The sequence below is a fragment of the Streptacidiphilus carbonis genome, from assembly GCF_000787775.1.
Taxonomy (GTDB): Bacteria; Actinomycetota; Actinomycetes; order Streptomycetales; family Streptomycetaceae; genus Streptacidiphilus; species Streptacidiphilus carbonis.
On the sequence record NZ_BBPM01000002.1, the window covers coordinates 1 to 20,108 of the forward strand.

16 protein-coding genes are annotated in these 20,108 nt (G+C 70.3%); 5 read left to right on the top strand and 11 right to left on the bottom strand.

Annotation, left to right across the window (positions count from 1 at the left end; genetic code table 11):
- Positions 1 to 195 precede the first annotated feature (195 nt).
- From TR46_RS01460 to TR46_RS01475, 4 genes are all read right to left on the bottom strand, one after another.
- Positions 196 to 1,719, bottom strand: a complete 1,524-nt coding sequence (locus tag TR46_RS01460) for a CoA-acylating methylmalonate-semialdehyde dehydrogenase (protein ID WP_042392283.1) — start codon at positions 1,717 to 1,719, stop codon at positions 196 to 198.
- Between the two features lie 158 nt (positions 1,720 to 1,877).
- The gene (locus TR46_RS01465; protein ID WP_063770504.1) at positions 1,878 to 2,336 is read right to left on the bottom strand and encodes a hypothetical protein; all 459 of its coding nucleotides are present in this window, start codon (positions 2,334 to 2,336) and stop codon (positions 1,878 to 1,880) included.
- Between the two features lie 278 nt (positions 2,337 to 2,614).
- Positions 2,615 to 4,009, bottom strand: coding sequence for an NAD(P)/FAD-dependent oxidoreductase (locus TR46_RS01470; RefSeq protein WP_042392286.1), 1,395 nt, complete (start codon positions 4,007 to 4,009; stop codon positions 2,615 to 2,617).
- Between the two features lie 271 nt (positions 4,010 to 4,280).
- Positions 4,281 to 5,810, bottom strand: coding sequence for a gamma-aminobutyraldehyde dehydrogenase (locus TR46_RS01475; RefSeq protein WP_042392289.1), 1,530 nt, complete (start codon positions 5,808 to 5,810; stop codon positions 4,281 to 4,283).
- A 207-nt stretch (positions 5,811 to 6,017) separates the two neighbouring features.
- On the opposite strand from TR46_RS01475, the gene TR46_RS01480 reads away from it, so the two are divergent.
- A complete protein-coding gene (locus TR46_RS01480; protein ID WP_042392291.1) occupies positions 6,018 to 7,676 on the top strand; it encodes a PucR family transcriptional regulator in 1,659 nt (552 codons plus the stop codon).
- A 58-nt stretch (positions 7,677 to 7,734) separates the two neighbouring features.
- Here the strand turns inward: TR46_RS01480 and TR46_RS01485 are convergent, their stop codons facing one another.
- Positions 7,735 to 9,186, bottom strand: coding sequence for a gamma-aminobutyraldehyde dehydrogenase (locus tag TR46_RS01485; RefSeq protein WP_042392293.1), 1,452 nt, complete (start codon positions 9,184 to 9,186; stop codon positions 7,735 to 7,737).
- Between the two features lie 189 nt (positions 9,187 to 9,375).
- Here TR46_RS01485 and TR46_RS01490 point away from each other — a divergent pair, with 189 nt between their 5' ends.
- From TR46_RS01490 to TR46_RS01505, 4 genes are all read left to right on the top strand, one after another.
- Positions 9,376 to 9,849, top strand: a complete 474-nt coding sequence (locus TR46_RS01490) for an Lrp/AsnC family transcriptional regulator (protein ID WP_030263784.1) — start codon at positions 9,376 to 9,378, stop codon at positions 9,847 to 9,849.
- A complete protein-coding gene (locus tag TR46_RS01495) occupies positions 9,846 to 11,222 on the top strand; it encodes an aspartate aminotransferase family protein (RefSeq protein WP_042392297.1) in 1,377 nt (458 codons plus the stop codon). The genes TR46_RS01490 and TR46_RS01495 overlap by 4 nt, the downstream gene beginning before the upstream one ends.
- A gap of 193 nt (positions 11,223 to 11,415) precedes the next feature.
- On the top strand, positions 11,416 to 12,228 hold the full coding sequence (locus TR46_RS01500) for an ABC transporter ATP-binding protein (RefSeq protein ID WP_042392300.1): 813 nt from the start codon (positions 11,416 to 11,418) through the stop codon (positions 12,226 to 12,228).
- Positions 12,207 to 13,331: a hypothetical protein gene (locus TR46_RS01505; protein ID WP_042392302.1), complete on the top strand. Its 1,125-nt coding sequence runs from the start codon at positions 12,207 to 12,209 to the stop codon at positions 13,329 to 13,331. Before TR46_RS01500 ends, TR46_RS01505 begins: the two co-directional genes overlap by 22 nt.
- A 166-nt stretch (positions 13,332 to 13,497) precedes the next feature.
- Here the strand turns inward: TR46_RS01505 and rlmN are convergent, their stop codons facing one another.
- The 6 genes from rlmN to rpsB form a co-directional block, all read right to left on the bottom strand.
- Positions 13,498 to 14,622, bottom strand: a complete 1,125-nt coding sequence (gene rlmN, locus TR46_RS01510; RefSeq protein ID WP_042392304.1) for a dual-specificity RNA methyltransferase RlmN — start codon at positions 14,620 to 14,622, stop codon at positions 13,498 to 13,500.
- 137 nt (positions 14,623 to 14,759) lie between these two features.
- Entirely contained in the window at positions 14,760 to 15,959 is a 1,200-nt protein-coding gene (locus TR46_RS01515) for a phosphatidate cytidylyltransferase (RefSeq protein WP_439654331.1), read from the bottom strand.
- 152 nt (positions 15,960 to 16,111) lie between these two features.
- The gene (frr, locus tag TR46_RS01520; protein ID WP_030263808.1) at positions 16,112 to 16,669 is read right to left on the bottom strand and encodes a ribosome recycling factor; all 558 of its coding nucleotides are present in this window, start codon (positions 16,667 to 16,669) and stop codon (positions 16,112 to 16,114) included.
- Positions 16,670 to 16,796: 127 nt separating this feature from the next.
- Positions 16,797 to 17,543, bottom strand: a complete 747-nt coding sequence (gene pyrH, locus TR46_RS01525; RefSeq protein ID WP_174505081.1) for a UMP kinase — start codon at positions 17,541 to 17,543, stop codon at positions 16,797 to 16,799.
- Between the two features lie 167 nt (positions 17,544 to 17,710).
- Positions 17,711 to 18,547, bottom strand: coding sequence for a translation elongation factor Ts (gene tsf, locus TR46_RS01530; protein ID WP_042392307.1), 837 nt, complete (start codon positions 18,545 to 18,547; stop codon positions 17,711 to 17,713).
- 134 nt (positions 18,548 to 18,681) lie between these two features.
- Positions 18,682 to 19,650, bottom strand: a complete 969-nt coding sequence (gene rpsB, locus TR46_RS01535) for a 30S ribosomal protein S2 (protein ID WP_042392310.1) — start codon at positions 19,648 to 19,650, stop codon at positions 18,682 to 18,684.
- Between the last annotated feature and the right edge of the window lie 458 nt (positions 19,651 to 20,108).

A 20,108-nucleotide genomic window follows, 5' to 3' on the forward strand; every position in this document is an offset into this window, starting at 1 on the left:
ATCCAAGCCAATTCATCCGCTTTCCCGATAAAGGGCACAGCAAAACAAGCCCATGCTGTTTGATCAGGAGATTTGCCGCCACCACTGTCCGCAGGGCAACTCGAAGAACACTACCTGGCACCCACAACAAGGTCAAACCGGGTCGGCCCGGCAACGACGCACGTCGTTGCCAGGCCGACCCGGTGCAGCTGAACGTCAGGCGTTCGTCGGGAAACCGAGGTTGATGCCGCCGTGGCTGGGGTCGAGCCAGCGGGAGGTGACGGCCTTGCTGCGGGTGAAGAAGTGGATGCCGTCGGGGCCGTAAGCGTGGCTGTCTCCGAAGAGGGACGCCTTCCAGCCGCCGAAGGAGTAGTAGGCGACCGGGACCGGGATCGGGACGTTGATACCGACCATGCCGACCTCGACCTCGTTCTGGAAGCGTCGGGCCGCGCCGCCGTCGTTGGTGAAGATGGCGGTGCCGTTGCCGTACGGGTTGCTGTTGATGAGCTCCAGGCCCTCCTCGTAGGAGGAGACCCGGACGACCGACAGCACCGGACCGAAGATCTCGTCGTTGTAGACGGACATGCCCGGCTTGACGTGGTCGAAGAGCGTCGGACCGAGCCAGAAGCCGTCGGCGGTCGCGCTGCCGTTCCGGTCCGTGCCGGTGATCGGGTGCTTGCGGCCGTCCACCGCGAGCTCCGCGCCGTCGGCGACGCCGGACTCCAGGTAGGAGGTGACCTTGTCCCGGTGCACGCCGGTGACCAGCGGGCCCATCTCCGAGTCGCCGTTGCAGCCCGGGCCGACCTTGAGATCGGCCATCCTCTGCTTGATCTTCTCGACCAGCTCGTCGCCGATCGGGTCGACGGCCACCAGCACCGACACCGCCATGCAGCGCTCCCCGGCCGCGCCGAAGCCGGCGTTGATGGCCGAGTCGGCGGCGAGGTCGAGGTCCGAGTCGGGCAGGACCAGCATGTGGTTCTTGGCGCCGCCCAGGGCCTGGACGCGCTTGCCGTACCGGGTGCCGGACTCGTAGACGTAGCGGGCGATCGGTGTGGAGCCGACGAAGGAGACGGACTTGACGTCCGGGTGCTCCAGCAGGCGGTCGACCGAGACCTTGTCGCCGTGCACGACGTTGAAGACGCCGTCGGGCAGGCCGGCCTCCTGCCACAGCTCGGCGATGAACTGGGCCGCGGAGGGGTCCTTCTCCGAGGGCTTGAGGATCACCGTATTGCCGGCCGCGATGGCGATCGGGAAGAACCACATCGGGACCATCGCCGGGAAGTTGAACGGCGAGATGATCGCGACCGGGCCGAGCGGCTGACGGATGGAGTAGACGTCGACACCGGTCGAGGCCTGCTCGGTGAAGCCGCCCTTGAGCAGCTGCGGGATGCCGCACGCGTACTCGACGACCTCCTGGCCGCGGGCGATCTCGCCCAGCGCGTCCAAGTGCACCTTGCCGTGCTCGGCGACGATGATCGCGGCCAGCTCGTCCTTGCGGGCGTTCAGCAGCTCGCGGAAGTTGAAGAGCACGGTGGTGCGCTTGGCCAGGGAGGTGTTGCGCCAGCTGGCGAAAGCCTCGACGGCGGCGCCGACGGCGGCGTCCACCTCCGTGATGGTCGCGAAGTCGACCTGCGCGGTGACCTTGCCCGTCGCCGGGTCGAAGATGTCACCGCGGCGCGGGGCGTCGCCCGCGGTGGCGACCTGCTTGCCGCCGATCCAGTGGGTGATGTGCTTGCTCAACGTCTGCCTCCGAGTCCGGGCGGGCACAGGGATCTCACCATCAGGGTGCCGCGCTATCCACATTCTGTTGCGGCGCGGGCATAGGCTCAATCGGCAGGTTGTCGGGGGAATCCGATTCGCCCTTACACCTCGTAGGAGGATCCCGCAGGACGCCTCCGTCACTCGTCGGACTCTCCGGTGAGCAGCGCCGCCGCCTCGTGCATGGCCAGCTCCAGCATCACCGGGTCGTTGAGTGTCCCGCTTCCGTCCGGGGGCACCAACCATCGCAGTCCGCGGCCGGCCCGGCCCGGGTAGGGGACAGCCAGCCAGGTGCCGGGGCCCGCCGTGCGGACCCCTGTCCCCACCCAGCGGGCCGCGGTGCCCGGGGGGACGAAGAAGCCGACCCGGAAGTCTCCGAAGTCCGCGAGTACCGGCCCCGGTTCGGCTTCGAGGCGCAGCAGCACGTCGACGGTGATCCGGCCCAGCTCGCCCGGCACTATCAGTACGTCCCACAGCCGGCCGGCAGGCAGCAGCGCGATACCCAGGGCGCTGCGCTCCCACTCCCATCGGCAGGCCTCCGGATCGGGGGCGGCGGCGCTCAGCCATTCGACAGCGCCCCGTTCTTCCATGCTCTCCATCGCTCCTCGCCCTCCACGTCCTCCCGACGAGGCCCCGGAGTGGACTCGCTGGTAACAAGAGAGAGCGACATTCGGCCCAGCTCTTACACGGATGTCGGCAACATCCTCAGTCCGTGGGAGCGAAAGCGGGGCGAAAAGGCGCGTACGGATGCGGAGAGCGGCGCGTACCCGCTATTGGGTACGCGCCGCGATCCGTGCACGGAGCAGCAGCGGGCCGAACGCCTCGGCCTCCGCTGCCTGCCGTCGCCCGCTGTCGTCAGCTGTCGTCAGCGATCGAGTCAGCTGTCGAAGCCGAGGCCCAGCGAGTCCATGGCCTTGAGCCAGATGTTCCGCTTGCCCTCGTTGCGGTCGGCACGGTCCAGGGACCACTTGGTGATGCCGATCCCGACCCACTTCACCGGCTCCGGGGGGAAGGGGATCGGCTTGCTCCTCACCATCTCCAGCTCGGTGCGCTCGGTCTGCCGGCCCGTCAGCAGGTCGAGCATGACCTCGGCCCCGAAGCGGGTGGCGCCGACGCCCAGGCCGGTGTAGCCGAGGGCGTAGGAGACCTTCCCCTTGTGGGCGGTGCCGAAGAAGGCGGAGAAGCGGCTGCAGGTGTCGATCGCCCCGCCCCAGGCATGGCTGAACCCGATGCCCTCCAGTTGCGGGAACGCGGTGAAGAAGTGGCCGGCCAGCTTCTCGTAGGTCTCCGGGCGGTGGTCGTACTCCTCCCGCACCTGACCGCCGTAGTGGTAGATCGCGTCGTAGCCGCCCCAGAGGATGCGGTTGTCGGCGGAGATCCGGAAGTAGTGGAACTGGTTGGCGCAGTCGCCCAGCCCCTGGCGGTTCTTCCAGCCGATGGATTCGAGCTGCTGTTCCGTCAGCGGCTCGGTCATCAGCGCGAAGTCGTACACGGGGGCCAGGAAGGGCCGGACCCGCTTGACCAGGTTGGGGAAGATGTTGGTGCCCAGCGCCACGTGCTTCGCGAGGACCCGTCCGTACGGGGTGCGGGCGGCCATGCCGGCACCGGTCTCGGCGAGCTGGGTGGCGGGAGTGTGCTCGAAGATCCGCACGCCCTGCTCCAAGCAGGCCCGCTTGAGACCCCAGGCCAGCTTGGCCGGGTGGACCATCGCCACGCCGTCCTTGTCCCAGAGACCCGCCAGGAAGGTGGGCGAGTCGACCTCGGCGCGGATCGCCTCGGTGTCGAGGAAGTCGACCTCCAGGCCGTGCGCGGCCATCAGCTCGGCACCCTCACGCAGTTCGTCGACCTGGTAGGGCTCGGTGGCGACGTCGAGTTCGCCGGAGCGCTCCCAGTCGCAGTCGATGGTGTAGCGCTTGACGGTGTCCTCGATGGCCTGGAGGTTCTCCCGGCCGAGGCGCTCCAGGGTGTCGATCTCCGAGGGCCAGCGCTCCAGCCCGTTGAGGAAGCCGTGGGTGAGGCTGGCCGCGCAGAAGCCGCCGTTGCGGCCGGAGGCGGCCCAGCCGACCTCCTTGCCCTCGACCAGGACGACGTCCAGGGAGGGGTCCCGCTCCTTGGCGATCAGCGCGGTCCACAGACCGGAGTAGCCACCGCCGACGACCAGCAGGTCGCAGGAGACGTCACCGACCAGGGCGGGCAGGGCTTCGGGCCTGGCCGGGTCGGCCAGCCAGAAGGAGGTGTACTGGACGTCGGCGAGGGAATGGGCCGGATCCATGTGTCTCACTCTTTCGATGGATTGACCGCGAGATTCGCGGAACACGGGGAAGTGTGGTCCTAGATTGGCGATGTGCCGAGAGGCATCGGTCAGGGCTTGGCCGTCATGAATCCGCGACTGCGGGCCAGTGAGAAGCTCTCGGACGCACCGAGAGAGGAGTCACGTTCTCACTGCTCTCTGACTTCCCGTCAGGACGCAGCTGAGATCCATCTGTCGGCTGGTCCGCGCCAACTCGAACCGGAGTTGGCGCGGACCAGCCGACAGCCACCAGCTAGCGGTCGCCGAAGATCGTGCGGTGCCAGTCCTTGCGGGCGACTGCGGTGATGTCCTGCATCACATGCTTGACCTGCGTGTACTCGTCCAGGGAGTACTGCGACATGTCCTTGCCGTAGCCGGAGGCCTTGTACCCCCCGTGCGGCATCTCGCTGATGATCGGGATGTGGTCGTTGACCCACACGCAGCCCGCCTTGATCTCACGGGTGGCGCGCAGCGAGCGGTACAGGTCGCGGGTCCAGGCGGAGGCCGCGAGGCCGTACGGGGTGTCGTTGGCGAGCCGCAGGCCCTCCTCGTCGCCGTCGAAGGGGAGGACGACCAGCACCGGGCCGAAGATCTCGCTCTGGACCACCTCGGCGTCCTGGCCGACACCGGTGATCAGCGTCGGGCGGTAGTAGGCGCCCAGAGTGAGGTCGGTGTCGTCGTGGCCCTTCTCCGGGGCGTGGCCGCCGGCGGCGACAGTGGCGCCGTAGCCGCGGGCGCGCTCGACGAAGCCGGCCACGCTGTCGCGCTGGCGGAAGGAGACCAGCGGCCCGAGGTCGGTCTGCTGGTTGAAGGGGTCGCCCAGGCGGACCTGTTCGAAGAGTTCGGCGACACCGGCGACGAAGTCGTCGAACAGCGGGCGCTGGACATAGGCGCGGGTCGCCGCGGTGCAGTCCTGGCCGGTGTTGATCAGTGAGGCGGCGACCGCGCCGTTGACGGCGGCGTCCAGGTCGGCGTCGTCGAAGACCACGAAGGGGGCCTTGCCGCCGAGCTCCAGGTGGGTGCGCTTGACGGTCCGCACCGCGAGTTCGCCGACGCGCTTGCCGACGCCGGTGGAGCCGGTGAAGGAGACCATCGAGACGTCCGGGTGGGAGACCAGGTGCTCGCCGGCGGTACGGCCGGCGCCGGTGACGACGTTCACCACGCCGTCGGGGATGCCGGCGTCGGTGCAGGCCTGCGCGAACATCAGCGAGGTCAGCGGGGTGAGCTCGGCCGGCTTGAGGACGATGGTGTTGCCTGCGGCGATGGCCGGCAGGATCTTCCAGCCGGCCATCTGCAGCGGGTAGTTCCACGGCGAGATGGAGCCGACGACGCCGATGGGCTCACGGCGGATCGAGGAGCTGTGGTCGCCGGAGTACTCCCCGGTGGCCTTGCCCTCCAGGTTGCGGGCCGCCCCCGCGAAGAACGCGGTGTTGTCGACGGTTCCGGGCACGTCGAACTCGGTGGAGAGCTTGATCGGCTTGCCGGTCTGGGCGCTCTCGACCCGGGCGAAGTCGTCGGCGCGTTCGGCGAGGATGCCGGCGAGCCGGGTGAGCGCCTCGGAGCGGGCTCCGGGCGTCGCGTTCGACCATTCGGGGTAGGCGGCGCGGGCAGCGGCGACGGCGGTGTCCACGTCGTCCGCGGAGGCGAGCGCGACCCGCTGGACCAGGCTGCCGTCGGCTGGGTTGACGACGTCGAAGGTCTCCTCGCCGGTGCCCTGGCGCAGTGCTCCGGCGAGGTACTGGGCCCCGGCGTCGAAGCGGGTGCCGACGGTGTTCCGGGCCATGTGTTCCTCCTGGGCGGTGACGTGGGCGGGGCGCCCACTGTGCGTACGATGCCCCGGTTCGGACCGGCCGGGCAAGCAACATCCCGCAAGGCAGATCGCTACCGGCATTACACCCTGCCAGGGCTGTTGAAGCCGACACCTCGTTGCCCGCATGTCGCGTCAGGCTGACACTATGAAGGGATTCCTCGATCGTCCTCGGAGGTCCCGTTGTTCCCCACCGTCGCCCGCGTCCTCGACCTGGACGTGGTCACCCGTGGCCTGCCCGAGGTCGTGGCCGGCCGGGAGCACCTGGAGCGCACCGTGCGCTGGGTGCACGTCAGCGAGCTGCCTGACATCGCGGGTGTGCTGCAGGGCGGCGAGCTCATCCTGACGACCGGTATCGCGCTTCCGGAGCATCGCGACGGGCTGGCGCAGTACGTCAAGGAGCTGGCCGACGTCGGGGTGGCCGGGCTGGTGGTGGAGTTCGGGCGGCGCTACTTCGACAGCCTGCCGCGGGCGCTGGTCCATGCCGCCGAGCAGCGCGGGCTGCCGCTGATCGTGCTGCGGCGCGAACTGCGCTTCGTCGCGGTGACCGAGGCCGTGCACGCGCTGGTGGTGAACGCCCAACTGGAGGAGTTGCGGTCGTCGGAGGAGATCCACCAGACCTTCAACGAGCTGGCGGTCGAGGGCGCGGAGCCGGTCGAGGTGGTGCAGCAGGTGTCCCGGATGGCCGGGGCGCCGGTGGTGCTGGAGAACCTGTCGCACCAGGTGCTGGCGTACGACACGGCGGGGCAGAACGCCCAGGTGCTGCTGGCGGGCTGGGAGTCGCGCTCCCGCGGGGTCAGGCCGAAGGGCCGGACCGGGCACGATCCGCGGACCGGCTGGCTGGTCACCGCGGTGGGGGCGCGCGGACACGACTGGGGGCGGCTGGTGCTGTTGGGCACGCCGAGTTCGGCGCAGGAGGACGTGGCCCCCGAGGAGGCGTCGCACCGGCACACCATGCTGCTGGAGCGGGCCGCCGCCACCCTGGCGCTGAACCGGCTGCTGGTGCGGGACCGGGAGAGCCTGGAGCGGCAGACCCACCGCACGCTGCTGTCCGGGATCCTGACCCATGCGCTGACCGTGTCGGACGTGGCGCTCCGGGCCTCGGCGCTGGGCGTCCCGCTGGAAGGGCGGCGGCTGGTCGGGGTGGTGCTGCGGCAGCGTCGCGGGAGCGCTCCGGCGGCGCTGGAGGCCCAGGCCAGGCTGCGCGACTTCACCGAGACCGCGGCGGCCGCCGTCCGGGAGAAGCGGCTGACCGCGCTGGTCGGCGCCCTGGACGACGAGGCGGTGGGCCTGCTGGTCTCGCTGGGCCCGCGGGACGACGAGCACGCCGCGCTGGACGGCTTCGCCTCCTCGCTGCGGCGGCTGGTGACCGAGGCGGAGCAGCCCGAGCCGGTGATCGCCGTCGGCTCCTCGGTCGGCGCGGTCCGCGACGCCCGGCGCACCCTGGTGGAGGCCACCCAGGTGGCCGACGCGGCCCTGCACGACGCCCCCGCGTCGGGCGCCCGCTCGGCCTCGTACTACCGGCTCCCCGACGTCCGACTGCGCGGGCTGCTGCACCTTCTGCGGGACGACGCCCGGCTGCAGACGTATGTGGAGCGGGAGTTGGGGCCGCTGCTGGCGTACGACGCCGAGCACGGCAGCCAGCTGATCCAGATGCTGCGGATCTACCTGGAGCAGGGCCGCAACAAGTCCGCGGCGGCGGACGCGGCGCACCTGTCCCGGCCGTCGTTCTACGACCGGCTGCACAAGGTCGAACGGGTGCTGGGGGTCGACCTGGACCAGGTCGAGTCCTGCCTGTCGCTGCACGTCGCGCTGCTGGCGCTGGACGCGGTGCGGCGGTAGAACGGAAGGCCTGCGCGAGAGTGCCCCGGCTTCGCCGGGGCCTCTCGGCGAACGAAGATCAGCCCTCGATGGACGTCATCACGTGCTTGATCCGGGTGTAGTCCTCGAAGCCGTAGGCGGAGAGGTCCTTGCCGTAGCCGGACTTCTTGAAGCCGCCGTGCGGCATCTCGGCGACCAGCGGGATGTGGGTGTTGATCCAGACGCAGCCGAAGTCGAGCTTCTTGGCAAGGCGCATGGCCCGGGAGTGGTCCTTGGTCCAGACCGAGGAGGCCAGGGCGTAGTCGACGCCGTTGGCGTTGGCGATCGCCTCGGCCTCGTCGGAGAACCTCTGCACGGTGATGACCGGGCCGAAGACCTCGTTCTGGATGATCTCGTCGTCCTGCTTCAGGCCGGAGACCACGGTCGGGGCGTAGAAGTAGCCGATCTCGCCGACCCGGTGGCCGCCGGCCTCGACCTTGGCGTGCGCGGGGAGGCGCTCGATGAAGCCGGTGACCTGGGCCAGCTGGTTGGCGTTGTTGAGCGGGCCGTAGAGCACGTCCTCGTCGTCCGGCCGGCCGGTCTTGGTGTCGGCGGCTGCCTTGGCCAGCGCGGTCACGAACTCGTCGTGGATGGACTCGTGCACCAGCACCCGGGTCGCGGCGGTGCAGTCCTGGCCGGCGTTGAAGTAGCCGGCCACCGAGATGCCCTCCACCGCGGCGGCGATGTCGGCGTCCTCGAAGACCACGACCGGGGCCTTGCCGCCCAGCTCCAGGTGCACCCGCTTGACGTCCTTGGCCGCCGAGCCGGCGACCTGGATGCCGGCCCGGACCGAGCCGGTGATGGAGGCCATCGCCGGGGTCGGGTGCTCCACCATCAGGCGGCCGGTCTCCCGGTCGCCGCAGACCACGTTGAAGACGCCGGCCGGCAGGTTGAGCTCTTCGAGCACGCCCCCGATGATCTCGGCGAGCAGCACGGTGGAGGCCGGGGTGGTGTCGGAGGGCTTGAGCACGACCGTGTTGCCGGCCGCGATGGCGGGGGCGAACTTCCACACCGCCATCATCATCGGGTAGTTCCACGGCGCGACCTGCGCGCAGACGCCGACCGGCTCACGGCGCACGAAGGAGCTCAGACCCTCCATGTACTCGCCGCCGGACTTGCCCTCCAGCAGTCGGGCGGCGCCCGCGAAGAAGCGGATCTGGTCGACCATCGGCGGGATCTCCTCCGAGGCGGTGAGCCCCAGCGGCTTGCCGGTGTTCCTGGACTCGGCGGCGATCAGCTCCTCGGCGCGCGCCTCGACCGCGTCCGCGATCTTCAGCAGGGTCCGCTGCCGTACCGACGGGGTGGTGTCCCGCCAGACCTCGAACGCGGCGGCGGCCGCGGCCATCGCCGCGTCCACATCCGCCTCGGCGGAGAGCGGTGCGGTGGCGTACGCCTCACCAGTGGTCGGGTCGACGACCTCGGTGGTGCGGCCGTCGGCCGCGTCGGCGAACGCGCCGTTGATGTAGTTGCGCAGCGTCTGAAGCTCGCTCACGGGGACCTCTCCTCGAATCCGGCTCTCCGGCTCCTTTGATGCTGGTGATGCCGGCGACGGCACCAGCCTATCCCTGTCTCTGCGGTTATCGGCAGACCTGAGCAGAAGTAACAATGGAATCAGTATGTTTTCCGGCTTTGTGCAACGGAATCCCTTGCGAACGGGCGCACGATAGGGCAGGGTGAGGGCGTGGCCAACCGTGAACGGAACGGCAGCGTTCCCCTCGACTCCGTCTCCAAAGCGATCATCGAGCAGCTCCAGGAGGACGGCCGTCGGCCGTACGCCAGCATCGGCAAGGCCGTGGGCCTGTCCGAGGCTGCCGTGCGCCAGCGGGTCCAGAAGCTCCTCGACCAGGGTGTCATGCAGATCGTCGCGGTGACGGACCCGCTCACCGTCGGGTTCACCCGGCAGGCGATGGTCGGCATCACCGTCGAGGGCGACATGGAACCGGTCGCGGACGCCCTGGCCGCCATGGACGAGGTGGACTACGTCGTCGTCACCGCCGGATCGTTCGACCTGCTGGCCGAACTGGTCTGCGAGGACGACGAGCACCTCCTCGAACTGATCAACAAACGTATCCGCGCGCTTCCCGGCGTGCGGAGAACCGAAAGCTTCGTTTACCTGAAGCTCCGGAAACAGACCTACACCTGGGGTACCCGATGAGCGCCGACCCGGCCACGAAGGACCTTTCGAAGACCGCCTACGACCATCTGTGGATGCACTTCACCCGGATGTCGTCGTACGAGAACAGCCCCGTGCCGACCATCGTCAGCGGCGAGGGCACCTACATCTACGACTCGAACGGTCGCAAGTACCTGGACGGCCTGGCGGGTCTGTTCGTGGTCCAGGCCGGCCACGGCCGCGCCGAGCTCGCCGAGGTGGCCCGCAAGCAGGCCGAGAAGCTGGCCTTCTTCCCGATCTGGAGCTACGCGCACCCCTCCGCCGTGGAGCTGGCCGAGCGGCTGGCGGGCTACGCCCCCGGCGACCTCAACAAGGTCTTCTTCACCACCGGTGGCGGCGAGGCCGTCGAGACCGCCTGGAAGCTGGCCAAGCAGTACTTCAAGCTGACCGGCGAGCACACCAAGTACAAGGTGATCTCCCGTGCGGTGGCCTACCACGGCACCCCCCAGGGCGCTCTGTCCATCACCGGGCTCCCCGCCCTGAAGGCCCCGTTCGAGCCGCTGGTCCCGGGCGCCCACAAGGTCCCCAACACCAACATCTACCGCGCCCCGATCCACGGCGACGACCCGGAGGCCTACGGCCGCTGGTGCGCCGACCAGATCGAGCAGGAGATCCTGTTCGAGGGCCCGGAGACGGTCGCGGCCGTGTTCCTGGAGCCGGTGCAGAACGCCGGCGGCTGCTTCCCGCCGCCGCCCGGGTACTTCCAGCGGGTCCGCGAGATCTGCGACCAGTACAACGTGCTGCTGGTGTCGGACGAGACCATCTGTGCCTTCGGCCGCCTCGGCACGATGTTCGCCTGTGACAAGTTCGACTACATCCCCGACATCATCACCTGCGCCAAGGGCATGACCTCCGGGTACTCCCCGATCGGTGCGGCGATCATCTCGGACCGGATCGCCGAGCCGTTCTACAAGGGCGACAACACCTTCCTGCACGGCTACACCTTCGGCGGCCACCCGGTCTCCTCCGCGGTGGCGCTGGCCAACCTGGACATCTTCGAGCGCGAGGGGCTGAACAAGCACGTCCTCGCCAACGAGGACGCCTTCCGCTCCACCCTGGAGAAGCTGCACGACCTGCCGATCGTCGGCGACGTCCGCGGCAACGGCTTCTTCTACGGGATCGAGCTCGTCAAGGACAAGGCCACCAAGGAGTCCTTCAACGACGACGAGTGCGAGCGCATCCTCTACGGCTACGTCTCCAAGGCGCTCTTCGAGAACGGCCTGTACTGCCGTGCCGACGACCGCGGCGACCCGGTCATCCAGCTGTCGCCGCCGCTGATCGCCGACCAGTCGACCTTCGACGAGATCGAGCAGATCCTGCGTACGGTGCTGACCGAGGCGTGGAACCGTATGTAAATACGGGAAACAGAACTTTTTGTCCCACCCTCCATCGCCGGGCGGTCCTGACCTTGTAAGGTCGGGGCCGCCCAGCGGCGTCTCCCCGACCGTTCGAGTGATCGACACGACAGTTCAGCCGATGCGGTGCGCAACCCCGAAGCTGATCACTCGTTCTAGTCTGTGAGCCATCATCACGACCGGGAGGATCCCAGTGACCGTCGCCCCGCCCGACAACGACGTGCTGTGGGCACGAGGGCTGGTGCACACCATCCGCGGCACCGCGGCGCTGCGCGGGGTCTCCGTGGGCGTGCGGGAGGGCGAGGTCCTCGCCGTCACCGGGCCGCGCGGCTGCGGGATGAGCACCCTGCTGGACTGCCTCAGCGGCCTGCTGCCCGCCGACGAGGGCGAGATCTGGTTCAACAGCTCCCCCGTGCACACCCTGGGCCGCACCGCCAGGGAGCGGCTGCGGCGCGAGCGCTTCGGCCATGTCGGGCCCGAGCCCCGGCTCGTCCCCGAGCTGACCGCGCGTGAGAACGTCGCGCTGCCGCTGCTGCTGGCCGGCGCCTCGCGCAAGGACGCCACCGTCGCCGCCACGGAGTGGCTTGAGCGGCTCGACGTCGCCGACTGCGCCCGGCAGCGGCCCGCCGCGCTGCGCCAGGACGAGCGCCAGCGGATCGCCGTCGCCCGCGCGCTGGCCCACCGTCCGGCGGTGGTCTTCGCCGACGAGCCGACCGCCCCGCTGCACCGCGACGCCCGGGACCAGGTCATGCGGATACTGGTCACCGCGTCCCGCTCGCACCGGATCACCCTGGTACTGGCCACCCATGACCCCGGGCTGGCCCGTTACGCGGACCGGGTGGCGACCATGGTGGACGGCCGACTCGCCGCACCGGTCCGGGCCCGCCAGGCGATGGCGGCGGCCGCCGGGGATGCCGCTGGGGCAGCCGCCTCCGACGGGGCTGCCGCGGACTCGGCCGAGCTGCTGCGGAGGGGTGTGGAGCAGTGTTCCCCTACCTCCGTCTAGCGCGCGGCTACGGATTCCTGGACCTCTGCCGCTGCCTGCTCACCGCCGCCGCCTCCGCCACCGTCGGCGCCCTGCTGCTCAGTGCCCTGGGCCGGGCGCTGAGCAGCCCCGAGGACACCGGGGCTGCGATCAGCCGGCTGCTCTGGTGCCTGCCCGCGCTCGCCGCCGTCGGCTACCTCTGCGCCGCCTGGGCCCGGTCGCTGCCGGCGCAGCGGCCCGAGCGCGTCGCCGGACTGGTCGCCGCCGGAGCCGGCCCGGTACGGACCCGGCTGGTGCTCGCCGGGGAGATCGCACTGATCTGCGCCCTGGGCGCGGTGCTGGCCCTGTTCGGCTTCGTGGTGCTGCGCGAGCACTGGCTGGAGCTGACCCCCGACGGCCAACTCGACCCGACCCTGGGCGCGGGGGCGAATCTGCCCGCCGCCGGGACGGTCGCGCTGCTGGCGGTCGTCCCGCTGCTGGGCGGCCTCGCCGCCGGCGCCGCCGTGCGGTCGGTCGACCTGCTGCCGGGCGACGCCGCGGACCAGGTGCTGCGCCGACCGCCCGTCCTCTACTCGGTGGCAGTGGCGCTGCTGGCCCTCGCGGGCGCGGCCGTCGCCGTCCTCGGGCTGCGGCGGGGCGCGGGGGCCGAGGCCTGGACCGGTGCCGCGCTGGGCGCGCTCGGGCTTGCCGGGGCTGTTCCCACCTTGCTGTACCTGATCGGCGGAGCGCTCGCCACGGGCCGTCCGCGGGCCGTGCGGCTGCTGGCCGGACGTGCCCTGCAGGCAGACTCCTGGCGGCTCGGCGCGCCGCTCGCGGTGCTGGCGGTCGCGGGCGCGATGGTGGTGACGGCCTTGCTGCGGGGTGCCTCTGGGCAGCGTCCGAAGGGGCCGCTGCTGCTGGTCGAGGTGGGGCTGCTCGGCGTCTGCGTGCTGGGCGCGCTGCTGGCCAGGCTGGTCGAACTGGCCCGGACCCGACGAGGCACCTATGCGTCGCTCAGCCGGATAGGAGCGCCGGGCGCGCTGCTGCTGCGGGCGGCCGCGGTGCGATGCGGCGGCGCCGTCCTGGTCGCCGCCGCGACGGCCGCGGGGGCGGCGGCCCTCACCTCGGCGGCGCTGGCCGCGTAGGCGGCTCTGCCGGATCTTCGGCTGCAGGCCGTTATGGGCTTGTCGCGCGGTTCCCCGCGCCCCTGGTGGTGCAACTTGCCCGCAGCGGTTCAGTTGCAGCACCTCAGGGACGCGGGGAACCGCGCGAACAACCAGGCAAACGCCGCAGACAGCGGCGGACCGGCGGTCAGCCCGCCGCGGCGAGCTGCCCGCAGGCCCCGTCGATCTCCTGGCCGCGGGTGTCGCGGACGGTGACCGGGACGCCGTGCAGCTTCAACTGGCGGACGAACTCGCGCTCGTCCTCCGGACGGGAGGCCGTCCACTTGGACCCCGGGGTGGGGTTCAGCGGGATCAGGTTGACGTGTGCCCGGTGGTTCTTGAGCAGTCGCCCCAGCAGGTCGGCCCGCCAGGCCTGGTCGTTGATGTCCTTGATCAGGGCGTACTCGATGGAGATCCGGCGGCCCGAGCGCTCCGCGTAGTCCCAGGCCGCGTCCAGCACCTCGGCGACCCGCCAGCGGGTGTTCACCGGGACCAGGGTGTCCCGCAACTCGTCGTCGGGCGCGTGCAGCGACACCGCCAGACGGACGCTGAGCTCCTCGTCGGCCAGCCGGTTGATCGCCGGGACCAGGCCGACCGTGGAGACGGTGATGCCGCGCTGGGACAGGCCGAAGCCGCCGGGGGCCGGGTCGGTCAGCCGGCGGATCGCCGCGATCACGCGCTTGTAGTTGGCCAGCGGTTCGCCCATGCCCATGAAGACCACATTGCTGAGCCGCACAGCACCGGCCTCGCCCGAGGCGTCCGCGCCGAACTCGCCGGCCTTGATGGAGCGCATCCCGGCCGCGATCTGCTCGACGATCTCGGCGGTGGAGAGGTTGCGGGTCAGCCCGGCCTGGCCGGTGGCGCAGAACGGGCAGTTCATGCCGCAGCCGGCCTGCGAGCTGATGCACATGGTCACCCGGTCGGGGTAGCGCATCAGCACGGACTCGACCAGCACGCCGTCGAAGAGCTTCCACAGCGTCTTGCGGGTGCTGTCGTCGTCACAGGACACATTGCGGACCACGGTCATCAGCTCGGGCAGCAGCCCCTCGGCCAGCTTGGCGCGGGACGCCGCCGGGATGTCCGTCCACTCGTCCGGACCGGCCGACAGCCGGGAGAAGTACTGGCGCGACAGCTGGTCGGCACGGAACGGCTTCTCGCCGAGCTCGGCGACCACCTCACGGCGCTCGGTGGCGGTCAGGTCGGCGAGGTGGCGCGGGGGCTTGGCGCCGCGCGGCGCGGCAAAGGTGAGTTCACCGGGGAGTGGCTTAGGCATGATTCCCCCAGTGTCTCAGGTCGGCCGACCGGTCACGAAAACGGCGAGGCCCGGACTCCTGTCACGGGGGTCCGGGCCCGGGCTGGCCGACGGTGCGGGCCCGGACGGCCCAGACCGGCCCGGCGGACATGGTGCGTTCAGCCGGAGCCGACGAAGCCGACCAGCACCAGCCAGACGATCGGGGCGGTCGGGAGCAGCGAATCCAGCCGGTCCATCAGGCCGCCGTGGCCCGGGAGCAGGGTGCCCATGTCCTTGATCCCGAGGTCGCGCTTGATCATCGACTCGCCGAGGTCGCCCAGGGTGGCGCTGACGGCCACGCAGGCTCCCAGCACCAGGCCCTGCCACCAACTGGCACCGTCGATCATCAGGTTCATCCCGAGGGCGCCGACCAGCATGCACAGCAGCACCGCGCCGACCAGTCCCTCGCGGGTCTTGCCGGGGCTGATCCGGGGGGCGAGCTTGTGCCTGCCGAAGCGGGAGCCGGCCGCGTAGGCGCCGGTGTCGCTGCAGACGGTCAGCACCAGGAACAGCACCACCCGCTGCGGTCCGTCGTGGGCGGCGAGCATCAACATCACGAACGTCGCCAGGAAGGGCACGTAGAAGGCGGTGAAGATGCCGGCGGTCACGTCCCGGAGGTAGTCCTCGGGGGGCTCGCTCATCCGCCAGACCAGCACCGCCAGCGCCGTCAGCGCCAGCGCAACCAGCGCCGACTCCGGGCCGCCGAGATAGGCGGCGACCAGCATGCCGACCCCGCCGACGGCCAGCGGGGGCTGCGGCACCCGGATGCCCTTGCTCTCGGACAGCCGGCTGGTGAGCTCCCACATACCGATCACCACGACCGCCGCGACCACCCCGACGAACAGCCATTTCACGATGAACAGCGAGGCGACGACGAGCGCGCCGAGACCGAGCCCCACCCCGATCGCGGCCCGCAGGTCGCGACCGCCCTTGGGGGCCTTGCCGGTCGCGGGGGCCTGCGCGGGCACGGAGGGGTCGGGGACCGGTGCTTGGTTGCTCATCGGCGGCGCCTCGGTACGGAGAGGGGGCAGCACCGCGGTCTGTTCCGCGGGCGCGACAGGCGCCGGCGCGGGTGCGTCGTCGCGGAACAGCGGCCCGCTCAGGCGGGCCGCCACCGGTTCGGCCGCCGGATCGGCGCCCGCCGGGGGCGCCTGCCCGCCTGGGAAGTGTCCGGAGAAACGTTCCGGTGCTGGATGCTGAGCGGCCATGGAACGAGTCTGCGCCATGCCCCCGCCGCCGTGCAGCGGGAACTGCTGCGAGTGGCCGACCACCGGTCCCCCCCAGTGCGGGGGGACCGGTTGGTCGAGCACCGGCGGCATCAGCGCCGTGGCCTCCGCCTCGCCGGGCTGCGCCCGGTCGGGGCCCACTCCCCCGTAAGGTCCGTTCCTGAAGGCAGCAGCGTCGTGGCCCTGTGTTCGGGCCCCGGCGCTGCCGTCGCCGGAATCGGGCCCCCAGTAGGAGTCGTCGTTCATCAGACCTCGAGGAGCTCGGCTTCCTTGTGCTTCAACAGCTCGTCGACCTGCGCGACATAGCGAGCGGTGACGTCCTCGAGCTCCTTCTCGGCGCGGCGCACCTCGTCCTCGCCCGCCTCGCCGTCCTTGCTGAGCTTGTCCAGCGTCTCCTTGGCCTTGCGGCGGACCGCGCGGATGGAGATCTTGGCGTCCTCGCCCTTGCCCCGGGCGACCTTGATGTACTCCCGGCGGCGCTCCTCGGTGAGCTGCGGGAAGTTCACCCGGATGATGGACCCGTCATTGGACGGGTTGACGCCCAGGTCCGAGTTGCGGATGGCTTCCTCGATGACCCGCAGCGAGCTCTTGTCGAACGGCGAGACGATCGCCATCCGGGGCTCGGGCACCGAGAAGGACGCCAGCTGGTTGATCGGGGTCACCGCGCCGTAGTACTCAGCGACGATCTTGCTGAACATCGCGGGGTGCGCACGGCCGGTGCGGATCGCGGCGAAGTCGTCCTTGGCGACGGCGACGGCCTTCTCCATCTTCTCCTCGGCCTCGAGGAGGGTCTCTTCAATCACCATGTGCTCCTGTCCGGTGCTACCCGGTCTCGACTCCTGCTGTGCGGGCACTACTACGCGTTACCGGGCACGTTCGCTGACGCCCGGTGGATTGTCCATCCCCTGCGAGGACCAACCCCTCGGATGTTCAGTGCTGCGCCGACTCGCCACTGATCAGCGTGCCGATCTTCTCACTGCGCACAGCGCGGGCGATATTGCCCGCGGCCAGCAGCTCGAACACCAGCATCGGCAGATTGTTGTCCTTGCAGAGGGTGATCGCGGTGAGGTCCGCGACCTTGAGGTCCCTGGCGATCACCTCGGAGTATTCCAGGGCGTCGAACTTGACCGCGTCCGGGTTGGTCCGGGGGTCGGAGTCGTAGACGCCGTCCACCCCGTTCTTCCCCATCAGCAGCACCTCGGCGTGGATCTCCAGGGCGCGCTGGACCGCGGTGGTGTCCGTGGAGAAGTAGGGCATGCCCATCCCGGCACCGAAGATCACGACGCGGCCCTTCTCCAGGTGCCGCACCGCCCGCAGCGGCAGATAGGGCTCGGCGACCTGGCCCATGGTGATCGCGGTCTGGACCCTGGTCTCGATGCCTTCCTTCATCAGGAAGTCCTGCAGCGCAAGGCAGTTCATGACCGTGCCGAGCATGCCCATGTAGTCGGAGCGGGCCCGGTCCATGCCGCGCTGCTGCAGTTCGGCGCCGCGGAAGAAGTTGCCGCCGCCGATGACGATGGCGACCTCGGTCCCACTGCGGACCACGGTCGCGATCTCGCGCGCGATGGCGTGGACGACGTCGGGGTCGACGCCCAGTCCGCCCCCGCCGGCGAAGGCCTCGCCGGAAAGCTTGAGCAGCACGCGGCGGCGCGGACTCTCCTCAGCGGTCATCTGCATCGACTCCTTCTGATGGTGCATGAGCTGGTGCGAGCAGGCGTACGAGAGGAGGCCACCGCCGGGAGCATCGCTACGGATACCTCCACGGCCGTGGCCTCCTCGTCGTACATCACGACTCACATCGTATGGGCACGCCGTGATCGGCCGCCCACCGCAGACCCGGTGGGTCAGGCGCCGACGCGGAAGCGGGCGAAGCGGACCAGCTTGACGCCGGCCTCGTCCAGGACCTTCTGGACGGTCTTCTTGCTGTCCTTGGCGAAGGCCTGCTCCAGGACCGAGTTCTCCTTGACGAAGCCGGTGACGCGACCCTCGACGATCTTCGGGAGGGCGGCCTCGGGCTTGCCCTCCTCGCGCGCGGTGGCCTCGGCGATACGGCGCTCGTTCTCGAGGGCCTCGGCCGGAATGTCCTCGCGGGAGAGGAACTTCGGGGCGAACGCGGCGATGTGCTGCGCGACGTCCTTGGCGATCTCCGCGTTCTCCTGGTCGAGCTCGACCAGCACGCCGATGGCCGGCGGCAGGTCGGGGTCGGTGCGGTGCATGTAGGCGGCGACGTAGGCGCCACCGGTGAACTGGGCGAAGCGGCGGAAGACGATCTTCTCGCCCAGGCCCGCGTTGGCCTCGTCCACGAACTGCTGGACGGTCTGGCCGGGCTTGATCTCGCTGGCCAGCGCGGCGTCGATGTCGGCCGGGGAGGTCGCGGCGACGTGGGCGGCCAGCGCGTTGGCGACCTCCACGAAGCGGCCGCCCTTGGCCACGAAGTCGGTCTCGCAGTTCAGCTCGACCAGGACACCGGAGTTGCCGCCCTCGAGCAGGGACACGACGGCGCCGTTGGAGGCGTCGCGGCCCTCGCGCTTGGCAACGCCCTTCTGGCCCTTGATGCGCAGCAGCTCGACGGCCTTCTCGACGTTGCCCTCGGCCTCGTCCAGAGCCTTCTTGCAGTCCATCATTCCGGCGCCGGTGAGCTCACGGAGCTTCTTGACGTCCGCGGCGGTGGTGTTCGCCATTGTTCTTCAGTCTCTTCTCAACGATGGTGTGGAGTGGGCCGCGCCGGCGGCCGGTCCCCTGCTGGGGGCCGGCCGCCGGACACGATGCGAGGGGCACGCCGGCGGTCGCCGCCGTACCCCTCGCCCTGAAGTCGTCAGGCCTGCTCGGCCTCGGCGGCGGGCGCCTCGACAGCGGCAGCCTCGGCGGGCGCCTCGACGGCGGCAGCGGCCTCGGCCGGAGCCTCGACAGCGGCGGTCTCGGCCGGGGCGGTCTCGGCAGCGGGGGCCTCGGCGGCGGCGGGGGCCTCGGCGGCAGCGTCGGCCACGGGGGCCTCGTCGGCCTTCTTCTCGCCCTCGACGAGCAGCTCGCGCTCCCAGTCGGCCAGCGGCTGGTCGGCACCGGTCTCGACCTTGGCGTCGCCCTTGGCGGCACCGGAACGGGCCATCAGGCCCTCGGCGACGGCGTCGGCGATCACGCGGGTCAGCAGGGTGACCGAGCGGATGGCGTCGTCGTTGCCGGGGATCTTGTAGTCGACCTCGTCGGGGTCGCAGTTGGTGTCGAGGATCGCGACGACCGGGATGCGGAGCTTGCGCGCCTCGCCGACGGCGATGTGCTCCTTCTTGGTGTCGACGATCCAGACCGCGGACGGCACGCGCTGCATGTCGCGGATACCGCCGAGGGTCTTCTCGAGCTTGGTGTGCTCGCGCTCGAGGACCAGGAGCTCCTTCTTGGTGAGGCCGGAGGCGGCCACATCCGTGAAGTCGATCTCGCCGAGCTCCTTCATCCGCTGGAGGCGCTTGTAGACCGTCTGGAAGTTGGTCAGCATGCCGCCGAGCCAGCGCTGGTTGACGTAGGGCATGCCCACGCGGGTGGCCTGCTCCGCGATAGCCTCCTGCGCCTGCTTCTTGGTGCCGACGAAGAGGACGCTGCCGCCGTGGGCAACGGTCTCCTTGACGAACTCGTAGGCGCGGTCGATGTAGTTCAGCGACTGCAGCAGGTCGATGATGTAGATGCCGTTGCGCTCCGTGAAGATGAAGCGCTTCATCTTCGGGTTCCAACGACGGGTCTGGTGACCGAAGTGGACGCCGCTCTCCAGCAGCTCCCGCATCGTGACGACGGCCATGGCCGTACTCCTAGGTTTCTCGGTTTCCGCGCCGGCCGGGAGGCCGCCGCGCCTGACGCCCCGACCGTGCCGGACCGTGATGGACCGAGTGGCACTTCACCGGGCGAGGGACTGGCCGAGGCACCGGTGGCGGGGCGTGCGAAGTCGACCCAGCACGCTGGGCCGCGAATGAAGTGTACGGGAATCGCCGGACACCGGGCGACCTCCGCTGCCGGGGCCCGCTGTCACCCGTCCGGGTGAGCGTCTTCTGCACACCCCCCGAGTTGTCCACAGGGGCAGATGGGAGCGCTGTGCCAAGGGTTTCGGGCGAGGAGAGTCACTGCCATGACCTCCCTTCCTCCTCTTCCTCTTCCCTCTCCTCCCTCGCTGCCCGCTCCTCCCTCACCGCCCGGCTGTCCTTCGCGTCCGCCCGTGCCCGACGGCAGGCGGCTGCTCCTGTTGCTCGGCCTGCTGCTGTG